Origin of the sequence: Sphingobacterium humi (genome assembly GCF_009768885.1) — a bacterium.
Lineage (GTDB): Bacteria > Bacteroidota > Bacteroidia > Sphingobacteriales > Sphingobacteriaceae > Sphingobacterium > Sphingobacterium humi.
In genome coordinates this window covers 389217-410385 of the sequence record NZ_WSQA01000001.1, presented here as the reverse complement: position 1 = coordinate 410385, position 21169 = coordinate 389217, and the positions used below count along the sequence as shown (strand labels likewise).

General features: G+C 41.4%; 14 protein-coding genes. 7 read left to right on the top strand and 7 right to left on the bottom strand.

Annotation, left to right across the window (positions count from 1 at the left end):
• Positions 1-66 precede the first annotated feature (66 nt).
• The 4 genes from GQF63_RS01525 (at position 67) to GQF63_RS01510 (ending at position 4463) form a co-directional block, all read left to right on the top strand.
• Positions 67-1131: a LacI family DNA-binding transcriptional regulator gene (locus GQF63_RS01525; protein ID WP_160367323.1), complete on the top strand. Its 1065-nt coding sequence runs from the start codon at positions 67-69 to the stop codon at positions 1129-1131.
• A gap of 97 nt (positions 1132-1228) precedes the next feature.
• On the top strand, positions 1229-1999 hold the full coding sequence (locus GQF63_RS01520; protein ID WP_160367322.1) for a glucosamine-6-phosphate deaminase: 771 nt from the start codon (positions 1229-1231) through the stop codon (positions 1997-1999).
• Positions 2000-2003: 4 nt separating this feature from the next.
• Positions 2004-3392 (top strand): putative oxidoreductase C-terminal domain-containing protein, encoded by a 1389-nt coding sequence (locus GQF63_RS01515; protein ID WP_160367321.1) that lies wholly within the window; start codon positions 2004-2006, stop codon positions 3390-3392.
• Between the two features lie 330 nt (positions 3393-3722).
• On the top strand, positions 3723-4463 hold the full coding sequence (locus GQF63_RS01510; RefSeq protein ID WP_160367320.1) for a response regulator transcription factor: 741 nt from the start codon (positions 3723-3725) through the stop codon (positions 4461-4463).
• Between the two features lie 462 nt (positions 4464-4925).
• Here GQF63_RS01510 and GQF63_RS01505 read toward each other — a convergent pair whose 3' ends face one another.
• From GQF63_RS01505 to GQF63_RS01490, 4 genes are read right to left on the bottom strand one after another with little or no spacing between them, the layout of a single operon-like run.
• Complete coding sequence (locus GQF63_RS01505) at positions 4926-6059, bottom strand: clostripain-related cysteine peptidase (protein ID WP_281346833.1); 1134 nt, start codon at positions 6057-6059, stop codon at positions 4926-4928.
• Positions 6060-6638: a DUF5025 domain-containing protein gene (locus GQF63_RS01500; protein ID WP_160367318.1), complete on the bottom strand. Its 579-nt coding sequence runs from the start codon at positions 6636-6638 to the stop codon at positions 6060-6062.
• A 56-nt stretch (positions 6639-6694) separates the two neighbouring features.
• Complete coding sequence (locus GQF63_RS01495) at positions 6695-7507, bottom strand: hypothetical protein (protein WP_160367317.1); 813 nt, start codon at positions 7505-7507, stop codon at positions 6695-6697.
• Between the two features lie 9 nt (positions 7508-7516).
• Complete coding sequence (locus tag GQF63_RS01490; protein ID WP_160367316.1) at positions 7517-8296, bottom strand: hypothetical protein; 780 nt, start codon at positions 8294-8296, stop codon at positions 7517-7519.
• 996 nt (positions 8297-9292) lie between these two features.
• Between GQF63_RS01490 and GQF63_RS01485 the strand changes: the two genes are divergently transcribed.
• The gene (locus tag GQF63_RS01485; protein ID WP_160367315.1) at positions 9293-10165 is read left to right on the top strand and encodes a DUF808 domain-containing protein; all 873 of its coding nucleotides are present in this window, start codon (positions 9293-9295) and stop codon (positions 10163-10165) included.
• Positions 10166-10210: 45 nt separating this feature from the next.
• Here GQF63_RS01485 and GQF63_RS01480 read toward each other — a convergent pair whose 3' ends face one another.
• From GQF63_RS01480 to GQF63_RS01470, 3 genes are all read right to left on the bottom strand, one after another.
• On the bottom strand, positions 10211-11833 hold the full coding sequence (locus tag GQF63_RS01480) for a SusD/RagB family nutrient-binding outer membrane lipoprotein (RefSeq protein WP_160367314.1): 1623 nt from the start codon (positions 11831-11833) through the stop codon (positions 10211-10213).
• Positions 11834-11851: 18 nt separating this feature from the next.
• The gene (locus GQF63_RS01475) at positions 11852-14902 is read right to left on the bottom strand and encodes a SusC/RagA family TonB-linked outer membrane protein (RefSeq protein ID WP_160367313.1); all 3051 of its coding nucleotides are present in this window, start codon (positions 14900-14902) and stop codon (positions 11852-11854) included.
• 302 nt (positions 14903-15204) lie between these two features.
• Positions 15205-16362 (bottom strand): sialidase family protein, encoded by a 1158-nt coding sequence (locus GQF63_RS01470; protein ID WP_160367312.1) that lies wholly within the window; start codon positions 16360-16362, stop codon positions 15205-15207.
• A gap of 335 nt (positions 16363-16697) precedes the next feature.
• On the opposite strand from GQF63_RS01470, the gene GQF63_RS01465 reads away from it, so the two are divergent.
• A complete protein-coding gene (locus GQF63_RS01465; protein ID WP_160367311.1) occupies positions 16698-19685 on the top strand; it encodes a SusC/RagA family TonB-linked outer membrane protein in 2988 nt (995 codons plus the stop codon).
• A 13-nt stretch (positions 19686-19698) separates the two neighbouring features.
• Positions 19699-21156, top strand: a complete 1458-nt coding sequence (locus tag GQF63_RS01460) for a RagB/SusD family nutrient uptake outer membrane protein (protein ID WP_212592426.1) — start codon at positions 19699-19701, stop codon at positions 21154-21156.
• Positions 21157-21169: the final 13 nt, after the last annotated feature.

The window sequence follows — 21169 nt, the reverse complement described above, 5'->3', positions numbered from 1 at the left end:
ATTTTACTGTATAAATAATTATATTGGCGCCCAATTGAAGCACAAGAGGATTATTATTTTGGTTGTATGAAAAAAAAGGAAAAAGAATTAGTTGGTGTAAAGGAAATTGCGCGTCGTGCAAATGTATCGTTGGCCACTGTAGACCGCGTATTGCACAACCGCACGGGCGTATCGCCGGTGACAAAGCAGAAGATCCTGGATATCATTAAGGAGTTGGATTATAAACCCAATATCCTGGCTCGGCGCCTCGCTTCTTCCAAAACCATGCACCTGATTACCCTGATTCCGGAGGTTTCTAAGGAAACCGATTACTGGGATGTTCCTTTGCAAGGCATTATACAGGCTGAAAATGAAATCAAGCTGTACAACGTGAAAGTATCCAAGTACTTTTATGATATGAACGACAAGCAGTCTTTCATTGCGCAAACGCGTGAAATATTAAAAGAAAAAGATATCGATGGTTTACTCTTGGCCCCGGCCTTTGTGGAGGAGGCGATTTCATTTACGGCAGAATGTGAACGCCGGAAGATTCCTTTTGTGTTCATCAACTCTGATATTCCGAAGCAAAAAAGCTTGAGCTATTTTGGTCCGAACCTCTTTCACAGTGGGCAAACGGCGGCACATTTAATCCATTACCTCTTAAAAAAGGAGGAGCAAATGCTGCTGTTGAACATCTCGAAAGATATTGATTCCGATCACCACATTTTGCGGAAACAGGAAGGTTTTATCAGTTATTTCGACAAGCTCGACCCTAGACCCATCCTCACCGAGAACTTGTATGATACTTCCTATGCTGCCGTGAAGAAGGCCTTGAAAAAGTGCTTCAAGGAGCATCCAGATCTTCGACTGATCTTTGTGACGAACTCCAGGGTGGCGCTCGTGGCTAAATTCTTGCAAGAAATTGAACGTACCGATATCCTTTTGATTGGCTATGACTTTTTGAACAATAACATAGGCTATCTAAATGCTGGAATTATCGATTTCTTAATCTGTGAGAAACCCCAGGAGCAAGCCTATCGAGGGATTAAAGCCTTATACCGCTATTTGATGTTCGAAGAAGAACAGGAAAAGGAGTATTATATGCCGATCGATATTATTCACCGCGAAAATCAACAGTTTTATAAAAACTAATAGTAGGTAACTGATTAAAGACGATAGCTTGCTATGCTCTTTAATCGGGCACCTGCACAATTAACATAACCTTAACCCTATTTAATTATCGCTGACTATGAATGTAAAGGAGCAGGTAGTTGGAAAACTGCAGGTTAACACGTACCAAAATCGGGGGGACCTTGGTACGCATGCAGCAACATTAGCCGCAGCGCAAATTATTGCCCTGCAAAAAGACCCCCAAAAAATAGTACGGATGATCTTTGCCTCCGCACCTTCACAGTCTGAATTTCTGGCTGGCTTGCAGGCAAACCCCATGATCGATTGGTCGCGTATTGAAGCCTTCCATATGGATGAATATGTAGGATTAGCCACTGAACATCCGCAGAGCTTCGGACGTTTCTTGCAGGACAACCTGTTTAGCGAGGTGCCTATCGGAAAAGTACATTTCATCAATGGCCAAGCAGAAGATGCGCAGGCGGAATGCGAGCGCTATGCGGCCTTGCTGAAAGAACAACCTATTGATTTAGTCTGTATGGGGATTGGAGAGAATACGCATATCGCCTTTAATGACCCACATGTCGCCGACTTTAACGATCCTTATTTGGCCAAGTTGGTCGACTTAGATGAAATGAGCCGGCAACAACAAGTGAACGACGGTTGCTTTCCGCAAATGAATGATGTGCCAACCCATGCCATTACCTTAACGGTGCCTGCACTCATGGCGGGCAACAGCTTGTATTGCATGGTGCCCGGCCCCACCAAAGCGCAGGCCGTGAAGACCACCTTGCAAGCCGAAGTTAATCCGCAGGTGCCATCCAGCATTTTAAGGACCCATCCGCAGGCCATCTTGTTCCTGGATCAGGAAAGTGCCGCGAACATAAACTAAAACCATGAAGAAGCTTTTTTTTGCCCTCGCCATTATGGCCATGACACAAGCCTGTACAAACCCGAAGCCCCAAAAATCCGGTAATCTGAAAATGATGATCCTCGATCCAGGGCATTTCCATGCCGCATTGATCCAAAAGAGCATGCTGCCCGGTGTAGACTCCACAGTCTATGTGTATGCACCGAAGGGAACGGAAGTAACCGCGCATGCCGCCTTAATTAATCAGTATAATACCCGACCTGAGCAGCCAACCGGCTGGAAGATGGAAGCCTATTATGATGCCGATTTTCTAGAACGCATGCTTGCCGAAAAACCTGGTGATATGGTGGTATTGGCAGGGAATAACAAAAAAAAGACCGAGTATATTGCCAAATCGGTAGCTGCCGACTTGCATGTATTGTCGGATAAGCCTATGGCCATCAATAAGGATGGTTTTAACCTGTTGGAAGAGGCCTTTAAAACGGCGGATAAGCAAGGGGTTATCCTATTCGATATCATGACCGAACGATACAATATCTATTCGATTCTGCAGAAAGAACTGATTCGGAATCAGGCGGTATTCGGTACGCTGCAAAAAGGCAGTCTGGCCGAACCGGCTATTATTAAAAATTCCGTGCATCATTTTTACAAGGAGGTGTCTGGAAAACCCTTGATTCGTCCGGCCTGGTACTATGATGTAGAACAGGAAGGGGAGGGCATCGTCGATGTGACCACCCATTCCATCGATTTGGTCCAATGGCAATGTTTCCCGGAAGCATTATTAGACTATAAAAAAGACGTGGAGGTGTTAAGTGCCAGTCGCTACCCGACGCGATTGACTTTAGCGCAGTTTCGCCAATCGACCGATGAAGGTTCCTTTCCCGGATTCTTACACAAAGATGTCCATCAAGATACCCTAGACGTCTATGCCAATGGCGAAATTAACTACAGCATAAAAGGCGTACATAGCAAGGTTTCGGTGCAATGGGCCTACCAAGCGGCCCCCGGTGCCGGCGATACGCATTTATCGCAGATGCGCGGTACCCGTGCTATTGTATCCATAAAGCAAGGGAAGGCCGAAGGGTTTAAGCCTACGCTGTATATTGAACCTGTAAACGCAAGCGGATTCAGCGAGCTGGAGGCGAAGGAAATTGCCGCCGGCTTTGCAGAAATTGAAAAGAATTATCCTGGCATTGCCTTGAAGAAAATCGCAAATGGCTATACGGTAGTAATTCCTGATGCCTTGCAAGAAGGCCATGAAGAGCATTTCGCCCATGTAGCCCATAAGTTTATGGACTATGTGAAAGCCGGAAAACTACCAGAATGGGAGAAAGCTTTTATGCTAACCAAATATTTTATTACGACGGAGGCTTTAGCCAAAGCTAAAACGGTGAAAGGGGAGCGTAGTAGCTAGTAATTTATTAGCATAATTTGGAGGAAATATTTTTTTTCATCAATTAAAATAACATCCATTAGCATATAAACATAAAGCATAATGCTTAGATAAAGAGTTTCTTAAAACATTGAAAATTAATGCTGTTGAACAGAACACAAATGTAAAATTGTTGAGCCTATAATACTATGTTTAAAGAAATAACTTACTTACGTAATTCTGACACTTTAAAAGACAGTGTCACCAAAGGTTGGGTTTCTTCAGGGTGTGTTGTTATCCATAAAATTTACTTTCATAATTGGTATTTTTCTTTATATTTAATTTTAAGTTTTTAGATGTGAAAGTACTATTATGCACAGGATATTTTTTAAGAGCAACACCATTAAAGAGGATGAATTAAATAAAACATTTGACTATAAAGATGTAATATATGCCTTCGAAAGATTAATCTACGAAAGTATTTATACTATAGATTACGAGAAGCAGTCATTCGAATACGTATCCGAAAACCCGCTATTTCTTTGCGGATATCTTGTTGATGAAGTTCGGGGGATGGGCATTGACTTCTATTTTAAAAATGTAGTACTAGATGATTTGGAATTGTTGATAAAGGTGAATAAGGTTGGATCTGATTTTTACGACAAGATACCGCTATCAGATAAAAAGCTGTATACAATTTCATGCGACTTTCATCTAAAAACGAACGATAACAAACGAATCCTGGTAAATCAAAAACTGACTCCCATGTTTTTGACAGATAAGGGCTCAATTTGGAAGGCACTCTGTATTGTTTCTTTATCCACCGCCAAGACCTCTGGAAATATTAAGATTTCGAAAAAAGGTTACAACCAAGAGCTTTATTTCGATTTAAAAGATGAAAGATGGAAATCAATTGACGGAATCAAGCTTTCGGAAAGGGAGAAGGAAATACTAAGACTTTCAATCAGAGGTTTTACCATTAACGATATTGGTAATGAAATTTTTGTTTCTCCCGAAACTGTAAAATTTCATCGGAAAAAGCTTTTTACGAAACTTGGTGTTTCAAGCATGCCAGAAGCAATTTTCTATGCAGCCAATAACAAACTAATTTAAATTTATTCTCCAAATGGCTTAGTGCATATTCTACAAATTTAATTTCATTAAATTCTTTATCTGGAGGTTAAATAGACTCTAAATCAACGCCACTTGGAGATATGAAGGCTACTATTCCCGCCCAGCCGATATAATAAGGGTGAAAGATATGAATATCTGAATTCTTACAAAGTTTGTCAAATAATAGTGGAACTTTGGAGACAAAGTCTAGTGCATTGATTGCGATCTTATGACCATGGGTATGAGATTCCAAGTTTTCAGGAGTAAAATAACATGCTGCAATCACGCTACCAATTCCGCAAGCCCCTATTAATAACGGTGTCTCATTAATGATCTTTAGCTGACTTTCTGATTAATAAATTCGATTTCTATTGTATCTTCTTTGCTGATATTGCATAATTGTCAAAGTTAAATCTTATTGGATTTAAATAACTAAACAAAAGTGTCGTAAACGATAGAGCTTTAATTTTGATAAGGGAACATTTCAACGTTTTTATTCCAACCCAGATTAACGTAATAGTCATAGTATGCAGATGAGTTATCTGGAGCGGATATCGCCATGCCAGAAAATGTTGATACTTCGTTACCAAGGAAAGAGGGTGTAGAATTTTTGTATATAATTACTTCTTCTAATATCTTTTTTACTTCCGCATGTTCATCAATTGAATAATTCTCTGCGATGAAATCGCCGAAATCATATAGCGGGACAGGGAAGCCTGGAGTAAAATCTAATCTCTGCACCTTATTTGTTTTATAATATTTATTAGCTCTTTTGCTATTTATTGACTTGACATAACGTGCAATCTTGTCAATCTTCACCATATCGGTTACAGAAACTGATGCTGATTTATTCAAGCCCTCCATTTTATCATAAACTTGAATGTATGTATCAGCGATTTTGCAAACATCTTCTTGGTTTTTTCCAGAAATAAAAGGTATGATCTGATCATATGGAAATCCATCTGAGAGAATATCTGTCGGTGATGCTACGATGTATTTAGCTTTGTTACGAAACTCATACAAGACTTCAATGCTTGCCATAGAGCATGCATCAAATATGATGTAATTGAAATACATAGGTAGCGCTTCCTTTAAATCTAAAATATCAATTTGTTTTCCTCTATCTTCTCCAAATGAAAATGGTTGGAATTGAGAATGATCAGATAGATTGGGCGCCCAGGACGTCCCATGCGACCATAGGATGAGATTGTAATAATCACTCTGAAACTCTGAACTTATATAATTAAGGACAGTTTTTATGTGTTCAGCATTTGATTTATCTTGCCAATCAAAGACTTTTATTGTATCACTTATTATGTTGTAAGCACTATTATCTGGCGATATTTTCAAAAGATAGCCATAACTATCATTATCTTTTATATAAGCTATTATTGTATTTTTAGGGTTACCTGATATTGCTACTCCCTTTTCTAAATCGTTTATTGTCTTCCTTGCTTCCATCCTTAGGTTATTATTTGCTTCCAGATAAACTATCGTTAAAGAACTTGATTCATTCAAAAGCGGATCCTCATTCTTTTTACAAGAAGATAGGAGACAAAAAGACAGAGATATGAAATAAAATAGACGAATATACATTTAGTTTTGATTATATGATTTCGTTCTGAAATGAGCATCGATTTCAATACTGTCTTTTAAATTTTCGTTATTGAATAGAAATCCTTTAATTTTTCCTTCAACAATTTTTACACCAGAAGAAGGATCCTTGTCCACTTTGAGTACTTCTAGGATAATTGGTGTTTTTTTATCGTGGGGTTCATAAGTTTTTTTTTCAACTGGAGAAGTTTCAACCTCTTGTGTCGCAACTTCACATGTAATTACTTTTAAATTTTGGTTAACATCCGATAGACCGGTCGCAGACGAATAAGTTTTATCATTTTCTGGAGTTTCAACTTCTACTTTCAAAGTTGTAGTCTCAATATTAGGTCTAAATAGTTCTGTTTTAAAAGTATGATGGAATACAAACTCATAGGTCGGATATTCTTGGATAGTCCGAATTGCCTTACCTTTTGCCCCATCATTTTTTATGTCATATCCATTTTTTCCAATTTTAGCAAAGAAAAAAGTGTCATCAATTGTAGGTGCAGTGATGTCTGGCTTATCGGAGCATTTGATCAATAGCAAAGCACCTAGTAAAAGTAGAATTGTGTTCTTCATGTTCTTTTTTTAAGTAAAGGTCTCCTATAAAAAACAAATAGGAGACATAAAGTAAATTAATAAATTGTTTTAGGCAATACTTGCATGGTCACTGCACCATTGCTAAGCATATACCCATATCTATAAAAGTAAGGTCCATCATTTATACTAACCATGCTACTGCTATTGGTTAGAATAGGATCTGAAAAATAAAGTGTTAAATTTCCAAGGTCGTCACTCGTCTTGGTTGTTGTAATCTTAGTAGTTTCTGATTTTTCTGTTGATTTGTTTGTCGTTGTTCCAAAACCTAAATCCAACTTTACTGCCTCACTCAATTGTATTCCTAGATCAATCTTAAAATTAGTGCTATTGGCATAAGTGTTTTTAGAACTAATGGTTTTTTCAATTACCTCAGCATCATCCCGCTCTTCAATGTGGAAATTCAAATTCATGGATTCGGACGCTATGTTCCACATTTCAATCTGGAATCCTTGACCATTGCGAGGGAAGAACCATTTCGATGCTATATCGTTTGTCGATGCTATCCAGTAAGTATGACGATCTCTATGAAACAAACCTCCACCTTTGATCTTATGTTGAATTTTTTTGAATTCGAATATCTCCGTTGGATGTACATCCATTATAAATTTCTGTGCAGAAGATATTTGATAATTATCTCTCTTACCTTTCGAAACGTAAATATTAAATTCAAAACGGCCATCCGTCCATAGAGCTCTACTGATTTCATCGTACGAAAGTGGATTTCTATCATCGCTTTTATGCTGATGATTATTCCTTAAGTATGGATCTCCTGCTTGATCAGAAATTCTATTAAGAACTGATGGGTTGATTTGTATCGCTTCAATATGTTCTCGAATATGTGGGTTCATTTTTTTGTTTTATGAATTAGAGCGAGACATACCATAATAAATGTAATCTCTTTGCCAATAGTCTGGATGGACCCCGAACTCAGACCATGCTCCTAAGGTCAATGTTCTATTCTCGGTTGAGTTACTTAGAGATTTCGTTTTAAGTTTTTTATCAAAGGCATCAGCGACAAATTCATATGCGCTTTTACTTGAAACACCTTTAACTTTAATATCATTTTTTAATTTTACTCGTTCATTATTCTTAATAACCAAACATGGAAATCCCGGTATTTCATTTTTATCCAAGGTGAACATTCTTTCTCCATTGCCATAAAAAACATGTGGGTCATTATTTTGATTTAGAGCTGTAACAACGATTTCTTTATCTGATGTATCCCAATGCTCCGCATTAAATTTGAAGAATGCAGTTAAATCAGGAACATAAATATTTAATAAGGGAAGTGCTTCTTCAATTTGGAGTAGAATCTCTTTATTTTCGCTGTACATATCTAAAATTTCACGGAATGTTTTCCCTTCGCTTACCATCTCATCTCTTACAAATGGGTAAAATACATCTTGATCATTGTCAAACTCATCAATAGCTGTCGATTTAATAAAATTTCGAAGCTCTGGTTCGTTGAATACAGCTTTAGAAAGAATTTTGGAGAATGCAGATCTTGCTGAATCTTTTGACAATCCTATTGATATGTTTCCAACCTCATCGGTTGGATCATTCGTGGCATCAAAATCTTTTTGACAAGAAGCTAACAATACTCCTAATAATAGAGTAGTTTTGATAACATTTTTCATGATTTTATTTAGATTAATTGTTTAAGATAATTTTGATTATGTAAATTCTTTTGTGTGCGTTAGATATGACATCGTTGTACGGTGACGATTCAATAATATGATCAATTAAAGTATTTTTGCTTTTATTTATCCGGAGGCTTTTCGCTTTTGAAATTTCATTGAAGACTTGTGGATTATATTTGTTTTTGTTACAACGCAAAATTATTTAGAAATCTAGATTAAGGCGTTATCTAAAAGTGTAGAACTCTACTACACAAAATTGTAATTTAAGTTTCCTCCAAAATAATGGTTACAAAGCGTGGCGTATATAATAAGAGGAAACATTAAAAGTCCCACATTATTGGTATGCATAGGGTAATAGTCACTGATCAGAAAAGTTTAATCTAACGATGCCAAATCTAAAATTGAGCAAGCTGTTATTTATCTAATCTTTTTTGTTTTTTATTAAGAAAGTGGACATACCAAACCTTATGGTTTTGTGAGGCCTCATCATATTTCATGAACTAGATTTTTCGCACAGATTAAAACCTTAAGTTCAAGTATGTTCTCCATTCTTCTCCCACAGCTCCTCATTATCTTTCTTATCTTGCGAATACCTTTGACCACATTTAGTTTTCTAAATTGTGCAAGGCTGCCAATGTCTTTGCCTTCCTACAAATTTCGCAAATATTTTTACCCCCCCCACCGTGACAGTACAGGTAAAAAGCATTCAGCAAGGTCTAACTACTAAATACTCCGTGCTAAATACTTTTCACTTCCCTTTCACTCCCCTTTCACACCCGTATCAAACCCCTTTCAAGTGGGCTTTGCAAGGGGACAGCAAAGCTGCAGCAATGGTTTTTAATAATCCCTTTTCTAGCCTTGGTTTATTCAACAATTACAGCTGGTTTAATTTTTGCTTGCAACTAGCCACACAATAAAAAGCTGCTATTTTTTTTAATTAGGCTTTTCATCTTTAGGGATAATCCATTATTTTAGAAATTCAAAACAGAACAGATGGCATCAGGAATATTCGCAGTACTCGACGATATCGCAGCATTAATGGACGACGTTGCTGTAGCAAGTAAGCTGGCAACACAAAAAACCGCAGGCATTTTAGGCGATGACCTCGCCGTAAATGCGGAGAAAGCCACCGGCTTTTTGGCCTCGCGAGAGCTTCCTGTGTTATGGGCCATTACCAAAGGTTCCTTTGTGAATAAGCTGATTATCGTGCCGATAGCCTTGATCTTAAATGCGATTTTTCCCATTGCGATTAAGTATATCCTGATTCTTGGTGGCGTCTACCTGGCTTATGAAGGGGTAGAGAAGATTATCCATTATATCTCGCATCGTAAGAAAAAGGGGCATGAGGTCATTCAGGAAGAGGTGAACCAAGGGGAAGTGGCCGAAAATGCAAAAATAAAATCGGCGATTACCACCGATTTCATCCTGTCGGTAGAGATTGTCATCATTGCCTTGGGTACGGTGTTGGATCAGGCATTAGCCATTCAGATCTTAACCGTTTCGGTGGTTGCTATTCTGGCAACGGTAGGGGTTTATGGCATCGTAGCTCTTATTGTACGCATGGATGATATGGGACATGGATTGATCAAGCGATCGAACGATAAAGGGCTTGCTGCGAAGTTTGGCCACCTCTTAGTGAAGTTGTTGCCCATTATTATCAAAGCCTTAGCCATCATCGGTACCATTGCCTTATTGATGGTTTCCGGGGGTATATTTGTCCATAATATCGATTATTTCCATCATTTCTTGCCACAGGTTCCTTCTTTGGTAAAAGAAATAGGTATCGCCTTACTTATTGGTGCCTTGGCTTTAGGCTTGGTAACGGTAGCCAAAGGCCTGTTTGGAAAAAAAACAGCAAAGCCCTGACCAATTGGCCAAGGCTTGCACGTTATTTAACTCTCTAATTGTTGTTTAAAGCTTTTTGTTTTCTACGTCCCACCACAGGCGTGTTCCACCATTGTCAGCGCCTCCCAGCATTTTAACGGCTTCGGCAACAGCACTGCTATTGCTATTGTATTCGCGTTCGGGGTAGGGCATCCGTCGGATTCCCGGGTTGGTAGGGATGGTTCCTCCGGAGTAATTGACCACCACCGGAAAGACCAATGGATAACCGGAGCGGCGGTATTCTGCCCAGGCTTCATCGCCATCCGGAAACATCGCTATCCATTTCTGGGTGACGATACGTTCCAGCTTGCGGTCTTTGCTATCGGCCTCCTCCCAACGGATGGTAATGGTACTCAATTGTGGCGATCCGGCAGGCACATCATTTTGTCCGGCCTTAATGGCTTTCGGATCTACATAAGGTTTTGCCTTGTTGCTCGCATTATTTTTATAAGCATCGACTTGCGCCGCCAGTCCATACATCTCGAAGGAGCGGCTAATGCCAGTTTCGTAGTTTGTCTTGGCGTCGCCGGCATTATTCCAACCGCGTAGGGCGGCTTCGGCTTTGAGGAACCAGCTTTCTGCGGCGACCATCAGCTGCATTTTATTTTGCTGGGGCAGAAGTTTGGAATAGTTGTCGTAGCGGCTTTTGGCGTCAATATCTATGCCTGCGCGAATGCCTTTATACTGGTCTTTAACCGCCGGGTCGGTGGCCTTAGCAAAGAGTTTAGGCAGGCGCGGGTCGTTAAATCCAGTGAGGAAGCTTTCCATATTGGCCGACATTCGGGTATCGCTCCAGGAGCTGCTGATGATATTTAAGGGGTGGTCGGTACTTAAGGTGATGAAGCAATTGTCGGCCGTTGCTTCCAATAAACCGCCATTTGCGGGGTCCAGTGATTTCTCGCCTTCGGTTTTTGCCATGGCGGCATTCTTGTAGGCGATGCGTAGGGCTAGGCGTAGACGTAAGGTATTGGCAAAGCGCAGCCAGCGATCGTAATTATTACTGCTATAGGCTAGGTCTGATTTTTTCATGGCGGCCGAAACCTCCTTGCCTTTGAGCTCTTTTAAAATCGTTGTGGCAGAATCCAGGTCCGTAAAGAAGAATTTATAGGCATCTTCCTGGGAGTCATAGCCAATCTGATCTTGCGCATCGGGTTGGTTGTATTTCGAGTAGATGATAGGCCCCACCTTATCGCTGGTGCGGTGCATGGCTGATACTTTCAATATTTTGGCGAAGGCGAAAATATCTTTTAGGTTTTCGTCGGCACGGCTGATTTGTTCTACGCGATAAATGGGGTTCATGGCGCGAATATAGCGGTCGACCCATTGGGCCGAATACCAGCCCGGCACTAAGGCGTAGGTTAAGTTGTTTGCATTACCAACGAAGGGCGCTTCGGCCGCCAGGTAACCGCCGTAGGCATCGCTGGCCAGGTTGATGGCCACTTGATACTCGCCCACGACTTCCGGGATAATGCTACGCTGGGTTTGCTGCAAGAAGGCGGCCACTAAGGCAAAATCGCCCATGGCTTCCTCGTCGGTTACTCCACCCGGATTGGTGTTGATATCCATAAAATCTTTGGTACAGCTGCTCGTCCACAACAGGCTGCTGAGTGCTAATCCGATCAATGCTTTGCTGACTATATGTTTTTTCATGTTCGATTCGTTGAGGGGTTAAAAGGATAATTTAAGGTTGACACCGAAGCTACGTGTTGCCGGTAGGGAAAAGGCATCATAGCCTTGGGCGCCCACACCGGTGGTGGTATTGAGCTCCGGATCGTAAGGGGCATCGTTGCGGAAGAAGAATAAATTACGGCCAGTTAAGGCGACAGATGCTGCATTTACGCCTTTCCATTTGATAGGTAGCTTATAGCTTAAAGCAATTTCGCGCATACGGATATTCGTTGCATTGTAGACTTGTCCTTCGATAATCCCGTCGCGGTTACCCACGGCAGAATAATAGGCTTGGGCCGGTAATAATCCTTCCCAAGGGGTACCATCGGTTTTTACCGCTGGGATATCCACACCGCCACGATCGCGTGCTGCTGCACTTTCCTCACTCACGCCGAAGGAATTTAAATAGCCATCAGTCACCGAGATGACCTGTCCACCGAAGCGAGCATCGATGCTGAAGCTTAAGCCGAAATCGCCGTAGTTGAAGCTGTTGTTCCAGCCTACGATTGCTTTGGGGTTGTTATTGCCCACGTAGCCTTCTTGTCCCACTTGCGGGCGGCCATTATCATCGACTACCATCACGCCATTTTCATCGCGTAAGAACTTACGTGCCCAAAAATCGCCGAATGAACCATTCAAACGCAGCACATTGAAGTTGCCGCCAATGCCATAGCGCTCTCCAAGATTGGGTGCTAAGGCTAAGATTTTATTCCGGTTGGCTGTGAAATTCACCCCAGTATTCCAGTTGAATTTTTCGCCTTTCAAGGCATCGACGCCTAAGGCAACTTCGATCCCTTTGTTCTGCACATTTCCGGCATTCAGGAATACGGTGGTGTAGATTTGGCCTACAGGCGCTTGATAAGCGAAGTATTGGTCTTTGGTGTTGGTTTTATAGAGGGCGACATCCAAGTTGATGCGGTCGTCCCAAAAGCGACCTTCATAGCCGACTTCAAAACTACGGCTGATTTCCGGGCGCAGGGGTAAACCCTGATAAGGGCCGGAAACATTGGCGTTCAAGATACCGGTGCCTAAGCTGTTGGTGGGGATGGTACTGTAGATGCCTACATCGTTCCCTACTTCAGCCATGGAAACGCGCAGTTTGGAATAAGTGATAAAGGCTGGCATTTTGATCATATCCGAGATCACGCCTGATAGACCGGCAGACCAGTAGAAATATCCTTTTTTCTCTTGCGGGGTATTGGCTAGGGTGGATGACCAATCGTTCCGCGCGGTTAGGTCTAAAAATAATTTATCCTTAAATCCTAAGTTAGTGGAAGCGAAAATGGATTGCAATTGGCGTCGACTGATGGACTCTACAAAGCTATTCATGGGCGCATCGCGGTAGATGTTGCTGAGGATAAATTTATTGGCTACGGCAAGTTTGCGTTGATCTAAACTCCAGCTATCCGATTTGGTATCGTTGATGGATGTACCGAGGGTAAAGTTTAAGTCCCAATCTTCGGCGAAGGTTTTATTCCCCATCACTAACATATCGGCGTAGAGGGCGGTACTTTCGGAAGCATCGCGCATATAACGGCCGTTGTCGGCCAAAACACCTTCGATGATATCGCCGGAAAGAACCCCCTGGGTGCCGGCATAGACGCGACGTTCCCATTTATCCCAACGTTTGTTAAGGGTTCCACGTGCACTTAGGGAAAGCCAATCGTTGATGCTGTAGCGCAATTGGGCTTGTCCTATGATATTATCGCGTGCCTGATCCATCGGGTTGCGGTGCAATACCCAATAGGGGTTTTGGGAGTGGTGGGTTCCGGTAAGGCCGGCATCGGCATTGATGTTCCACCAATCTTGGGAGCCCATGTTGCGGGTTGGAGAATGGTATTCGTAGGTTTTGTATTTATCGAAGTCTAAACCCCGCGGGAAGAGGTATACACCGGCAAGCTGATTGAACCATAGCCCTGAAGTAGGGCGGTTATGCACATCTTGCTTGGCATACATCAAGCTTCCATCAAAGTTCAATTTATTGTCGAAGAAATTGGTGGAATTCCGGAAGGTTAGGGAATGCTGTTTAAAGGTGTTGGTGGGTAAAATACCCGTGTTACTGGTATTTCCGTAGGAGAAATAGTTTTGCATTTTGTTGGTTCCGCCGCTCAAAGCTACGGTATTGATAAAGGTGGTTCCCGTTTCGAAGAATCCGCCAACAGGATCTTGAAAGCTGCCTTTTTCGCCCCAGCTCTCTTCGCTACCTTCGGCGGATTGTCCATAGCGGTACTGAAGCTTAGGTAGGTAAAAGGCCTGGTCGGCGGTGAAGCCGGAGGAGATGTCGATTTTTAGGTTTCCTTCTGCACCTTTTTTGGTGGTAATCATGATCGCACCATTGGCACCCTGGCTACCGTAAAGGGCGGAGGCAGAAGCGCCCTTCAGCACGTTGATGCTGGCAATATCGTCGGTATTCAGCGTACTAAGCACATCGCCGCGGTCGGCACCACTTCCAAATGGGCCTTCAGATCCGGATCCGCCGGTATTGGTAATTGGTAAGCCGTCGATGACAAAGAGGGGCTGATTGTTTCTATTTGATTTAAAGCCGCGCAGGACGATGTTGACCGAGCCTCCGATACCGGAATTACTGCGGTTGATCTGCACGCCGGATACTTTGCCCGTCAGGTTATTGATGGGGTTGGCATCCTTCACTTTGGTGAGCTCTTCGCCCTTGACCACCTGGGTGGAATAGGAGAGGCTCTTGGCTTTTCGTTGCACCCCCATGGCCGTTACCACCACATCGTCTATTTTGGCGGTTTGAGGCTGCAATTCCAGGCTGATATCGGTATCCGTGCTGCTCAACGTATGGCGTAGGCTGTTGTAGCCTACCACAGAAATGTTTAATTGCTTGGCATTCGCGGGGAGCTCGATGGTAAATTTACCGGTACTGTCGGTGGTAGTTGCTGTTTTGCTGGAAACCACGCGTATGGTTGCTCCGGCAATGGGTGTTTTTGATTGTTGGTCAACGATGGTTCCGCTGAGTTTTCGCTGTTGACCATAAGCAAGCTGTATGGCAAAAAGCCATAGGCATAGGTAGGTTAGTGTTTTGCGCATAATGTAAGTTCAATGATATATATGTTTAATGTAACAAGAATGATACAGTTGCTTACATAACGTGCAATCAATGATAATATTTTAAGATAAGTTTCGGAAAGTTGTTAGAAATAATTAATTATTAGATTGTTTTTAATATAAATATTTAAAATTCAAAGGGTTGAGAATATTAAATATTATAGATAAATTTTTATAATTATTAATTATTTAAATATAAAAACGTAAGCAGCCGGCATTCTAGTATGCCGGCTGCTTACGTTTTTATACCTGTTTTGGCAGGTCGTTTTTCTTGTTGGTTGGAATTAGCGAATCGGAACTAGGGTAAATACAATATCCTCATAATTATTCTTCTCGTAGAGTACGCCGATTTTATGCTTTCCAATTTTTACGATGTCGGAATAGGCGGCATAGGCTCCGGAATATCCGGCCGGTGCTTTGGCTATCTGCTGCTGAAAATACCAGGTTTTCCCCTGATCTTTGGATAGTTTTAAGGTTAAATTATCGCGATTGTCGGCATCTGCGGCATTGATATGCGCCAGGATAAAATTCTTACCTTTCTTCCAAGATAGTACCGCGCCTTGGTTAACCGGATCGGGTAAATTGGGGTCGGATAGCGTTTCTTTCCAGCTTTGGCCGCCATCGTTAGAGCGGCTGATGATTCTGGTTTTCGGCGTCATGGCCTGGTTTCTGGAACTCATATAGACGGCATTATCGCCAATCTGCGCTGCCGTGGATTCATTGGTACCTGCAAATGGAATATTATCACTTAGCTGAAAGGTCTTGCCATGATCGTCGCTGTAAAAGGCATGGGCCTGCCAATCTTTGCCATTCCGATCGGGTGCTCCGGCACTGTGATTGGCCGCGATGTAGAGTCGGCCCTTGTTTGGCCCGCTAATAAATTGAAAGGCATGGCCTGGGGTATTGGCGTAGGTGCGCCAGTCTTCGGTAAACTGGTAGGCTGGGTTGATGTCAGGCTGGTTCGGTCGGTGTACCATAGCGGTAATATTCTGTGGTTCCGACCAGCTTGTACCTGCATCCGTCGAGCTGATGTACCATACTTCCCGTAGCCCTTTGCCCTTCCGCACTTCGCCCTCATGGTTGTTTCCGGTATTGTAGAACAGGAAGATTCTTCCCTGTGGGTATTGCGGATCGAGCAGATCGACCACAGGCGCAGGATTGCCAGCTTGTAGTTTTTCGTAATCGACGGCTTTCTGCAAAGGCCCCCAGGTTTTTCCTTCGTCCTTACTGATTTTGAATACAATATCGACATTGCCGTAGTCACCGGCATGGTCAACCCGGCCTTCCGCAATGGCCATCAAATGGCCAGCTTTGGTTTGGATGATTGCCGGAATGCGGTAACTGGCATAGCCATCGGCCCCAGACCTGAATACGGTCGCTTCTTGAGCAAAGCCCAAAAGAAGGCTGGAGGAGGTAAGGAGGGTAAGAAATAGTTTTTTCATAGCTGTTGGAAAGTTAAGGAAAATTTAATAAATGTCCCTTTATTGAACTTAGCTCCGATAGAACAGGAGGGAAGAGTTGCAGAAATTTTATAGGTTCATTTTTATTATATAAAAATGAATAGAGAATTTGTTTGCCTAATAATTACAGGGATTATATTTTTTAATATTTTGTAAATAGTTGAATATTAGAATGTTGAAATTGTTTAAGGTTGCTTTTTTCAGCTAAGTACTAGTTCGAATTTTTGTTTTTTAGCTTCTTGTGTCTAATATTGGTTTTATAATACCAAATACAATTTTATACTATAAAATTGACTAACCAAGTAAACTAATAAACTATGAGAATCAAAATTTTGCTCAGTTTCAGCTTATTACTGTATGCATTTTTTACGTTTGGTGGTTCCTCAAATGATCAAGAAAGAGTATCAGGAAAAGTTGTCAATGACCAGGGGAAAGGAATTCCCGGGGTAAGTATTACCAATAACCGTAGCAAAGCAAGTACTTCGACGGATACGGATGGTGCCTTTGTTATCGCCGCTAATATTGGGGATGTGCTTGTTTTCAGCTCTGTTGGCTTCATAACTAAAGATATGCCGGTTCAAGGTGCTACGATGGAAGTAACCATGAACAGTAGCGATGAATCAATCGATGAAATTGTAGTTGTAGGCTATGGAACCATGAAAAAGAAAGATGTAACGGGGGCAATTGCATCTGTAAGTGGTGAAAAAATGGCTGAATATGTAGTGCCTAATCCGATTCAAGGCTTACAAGGTCGAGTTGCGGGGGTTTCCATTACCAATAATACGGGTTCCCCAAATGGGAATTTTACCGTTCGTATCCGTGGCAGTAACTCGATCCGTGGAGGAAATGATCCTTTGTATATCGTCGATGGAATTCCAAGTAATCCTTCTTCTGTAAATAGTTTGGATATTGAATCTGTGGAAGTATTGAAAGATGCTTCTGCGACAGCTATCTATGGTTCCAGAGCCTCGAATGGGGTTGTGTTGATTACCACAAAGCGTGGTAAATCAGGAACTCCAACCATAACCTACGATGGTAATTATGGAACGCAGTCTCAGATCAAAAAACTGGATTTAATGAACGCTGAAGAGTACATGCGCTTTTATAATATTCAGCAGCTAAACGATAATGGAAAGGTCTACTTTACTGATGAACAGATTCGGACTGCTGGCACAGGTACCGACTGGCAATCCCTAGTATATACAGATGCGCCCATTCAGAATCATAACCTTTCCATTGCGGGAGGATCTGAAAAAATTAAAGTCCTGATTAGTGGTTCATTAATGAATAGGGATGGCATTATTAAGAATAGTAAATATGATAAATATAATTTACGATCTAATCTAGACTATAACTTCAGCGATAAGTTTTCTGCGCATTTGAACATGGCCTATGCTAAAACTGGAACCGATGCTCAAAATAGTTCGGGCGGAAATCGCGGAGGTTCCTTGATAGGTGGATCAATTGCAGCGCCTCCTACCTTAGGGCCATTTAATGATGATGGATCTTACAGAAACTTACAATTGGCCTATCCTTTTATGTCCAATGCGCTTTACAATCCTATTAATTTAATCAACGAAATATCAAACATCACGCGGGCAAATTTGGTGAATAATAATGCCATGTTGGTTTATAAAATTATTCCCGGCCTTTCCATTCGTTCCTCTTTAGGAATTGAAGCTTTAGATTATCGTGTTGATGCCTATACGTCCTCCAAATACTTATATGGAGCCTCTTCCGGAGCAGTAACTAATCAAAATGATTTTTCCCTATTGAATGAGAATATCCTGAATTATAACACGGAGTTTGCAGGGCAACATGCGCTAGATATTACCGCTGGATTTACCTATCAGAATAGTAAATCGAAGAGTAGTGGTTTGAGTGGTACGGGATTTCTAAGTGATGTACCTGGAACCGATCAAATCTCGGGTGCAACTTTATTTGGTACACCATCCACCGGGTTTACAGAATGGACCTTGATGTCTTATTTAGGACGTGTTAATTACTCCTATAAAAGTAAATACCTGGCAACCCTAAGCGGACGTGCTGATGGCTCTTCTCGTTATAGTAAGGGTGAAAAATGGGGCTTTTTCCCATCATTGGCTCTTGCCTGGCGCTTATCGGAAGAAGAGTTTATGAAATCGGCTTCCTGGATTAATGATATGAAAATTAGAGCTGGCTATGGAAAAACAGGATCCACCGCAATTAGTCCTTACGCAACTTTAAATATGTTAAACCAAGGGAAAACACCTATAAATGGTGACATGGGGACTTTTTATGCAGCGAGTTCAACATTACCATCTAACTTGAAGTGGGAAACAACAGCACAATATAATGTGGGATTAGATGCTGCCCTTTTCAACAATAGAATCCGATTAACAGCTGATTATTATCAAAAAGAAACTACTGACTTATTGAATTCTATGGTATTGCCTCCTTCTTCAGGCTACAGTACAACAATAAAAAACATCGGTAAGATGGAAAATCGCGGGTTTGAGCTGTTATTGGAAGGTCAAGTGTATCGACGAGAGAACTTTGATTGGGCATTGAGTGGCAATATTTCCTTCAATAGGAATAAAGTAACGGCCTTAAACGATGGTAAAGATGTGTATGGCGGGGTGTTCGGCTTAGCCTATATTGATGATTATATCCATTTAATTCGCGAGGGACAGCCAATGGGTGTGTTTTATACCTATCAAGAAGAAGGGTATACCGACGATGGTAATATTAAATATCTGGATGTTAATAAAGATGGTATCCTGAATATTGAAGATAAAACCATTCTTGGTAATCCGCATCCTAAATTTCTATATGGTTTTAATTCCGATTTAACTTATTATGGTGTCAGTCTAAACCTCTTTTTCCAAGGTAGTTATGGTAATGATTTATTTAATATAGGTGAAACTGCCAATCTAGATCAAGGAATGGGCCTCAACCTTAGACGAGCAGTCTTGGATAGTCATTGGTCTGCTGATCAAACTGCGGAGCAGAATGCGGCAGCAGCTTATCCCAAAATTACCCGCCAATTGAAATTGCAATATTCGGATAGGTACATTGAAGACGGTTCTTACTTACGTCTGAAAAATATAGCCTTAGGTTATGATCTTCCATTAAAGAAGTGGGGAGTAACATGGTGTAATCAATTGAAGGTTTACGTCAGTGCTCAAAATATCCTAACCTTTACGAAATACTCAGGATTAGATCCTGAAGTAAATTCTAGGGGCGGCAATGTAGATATAGGCGTTGATTATTTAACCTATCCAAACGTAAAAACCATATCGTTCGGCGCTAAAGTTCAATTTTAAAAACCTAAAGACAATGAAAAAGAATATGCTATATCTTGCGGGCTTAGGTCTATTTATGTGCCTGAACTCCGCCTGCAGTAAGTGGTTGGATGAGCATCCGAAAGCTGTTGCTGCAGAAACATTCTACAATACTCCAGAAGAAGCTGCCACCGCGGTTCTTGCCCCATTAAATAAATTTAGACCGGGATTTGCAATGTCCTTCCCCGGACTGATGGAGTGCTTTACAGATTATCAATATGGGCGAGGATCTTGGACAAGCAATAGTGACTATAAAGGATTAGATCCGACGAATATAACCCGATCGAATGGTATTTGGTCAAGTTTATATGGTGCTATACGCGATTGTAATATTGCCATTCAACAGTTACCAGAAGCTTCTGCGATGACAGATATACAGAAAAATGCTTATATCGGCGAGCTTCGTTTTCTGCGCGCTTTTGCTTATTTCCACCTTGTTCGTCTATGGGGTGATGTGCCACTGCGTAATGAAAACAATATGCTGGAGTGGGACTTAGCCAAAACTGCTAAAGCAGATGTTTATAAATTTATTATTGATGACTTAACCTTTGCTATGGCTAATGCTCCGGACAAGTCGCGCTTAATTGGTACCCCCAACAAACTTTCCTCAAAAAGCCTATTAGCGCAGGTCTATATGCAATTAGCACAGTATCCGAATGCCTTGCCTTTGTTGAAAGATGTTATTGAAAGTAATCAATACAGTTTAGTTCGGGTCGCTACTTTCCGGGAATTCGAGAAAATATTTGGCCCGACAGTCATTACAAGTAGCGAGGAAATTTTTTATTTTAAGGAAACGGGATTAGCAGGTTGGGAGTATGTGATGTTCTGTTCGCATCCGAATGCGAAGATTGAGGGAAAGAAAATGCACGGCGCAGGCGGATATTATGGCATCTATACACGTAAAGATAATCCGGTGTTTGCAGCTTGGGACGATCAAGATCTTCGCAAATCCTATAACACCTTAAAGCAAGATTTAGGCTTACAATTTGAAACCTATATACCTGCAAAATTTTATGATCCAAACGCACCGAATGCTGGTGGAGCGAGCAATTCATTTCCATTAATTCGATATGCAGATATCCTATTATTATATGCTGAGGCCTCCAATGAGGTGAACGGACCGAACCAAGATGCTCTGGATAAACTTAATATGATACACCGTAGAGCTTACGGATTAGATCCTGCTGCTGTTGCTGCCTCCGATTATAAACTGGCCGATTACAATAGCAAAGAGAAGTTCTTGAATTTAATTTCCAAGGAACTGACCTATGAAAACTGGAATGAAGGCAAACGATGGTTGTTTCTATTGCGTAGAAACTTAGCCAAAAAAGTAATTAAAGAAGTAAAAGGAATCGATGTCATGGATAAGCATTTACTTTTTCCAATTCCTGAAACCGAGTTTAGTTATAATAAAGCATTGGATCCGAGCAAAGATCAAAACCCTGGATATTAAACCCATTTAACCC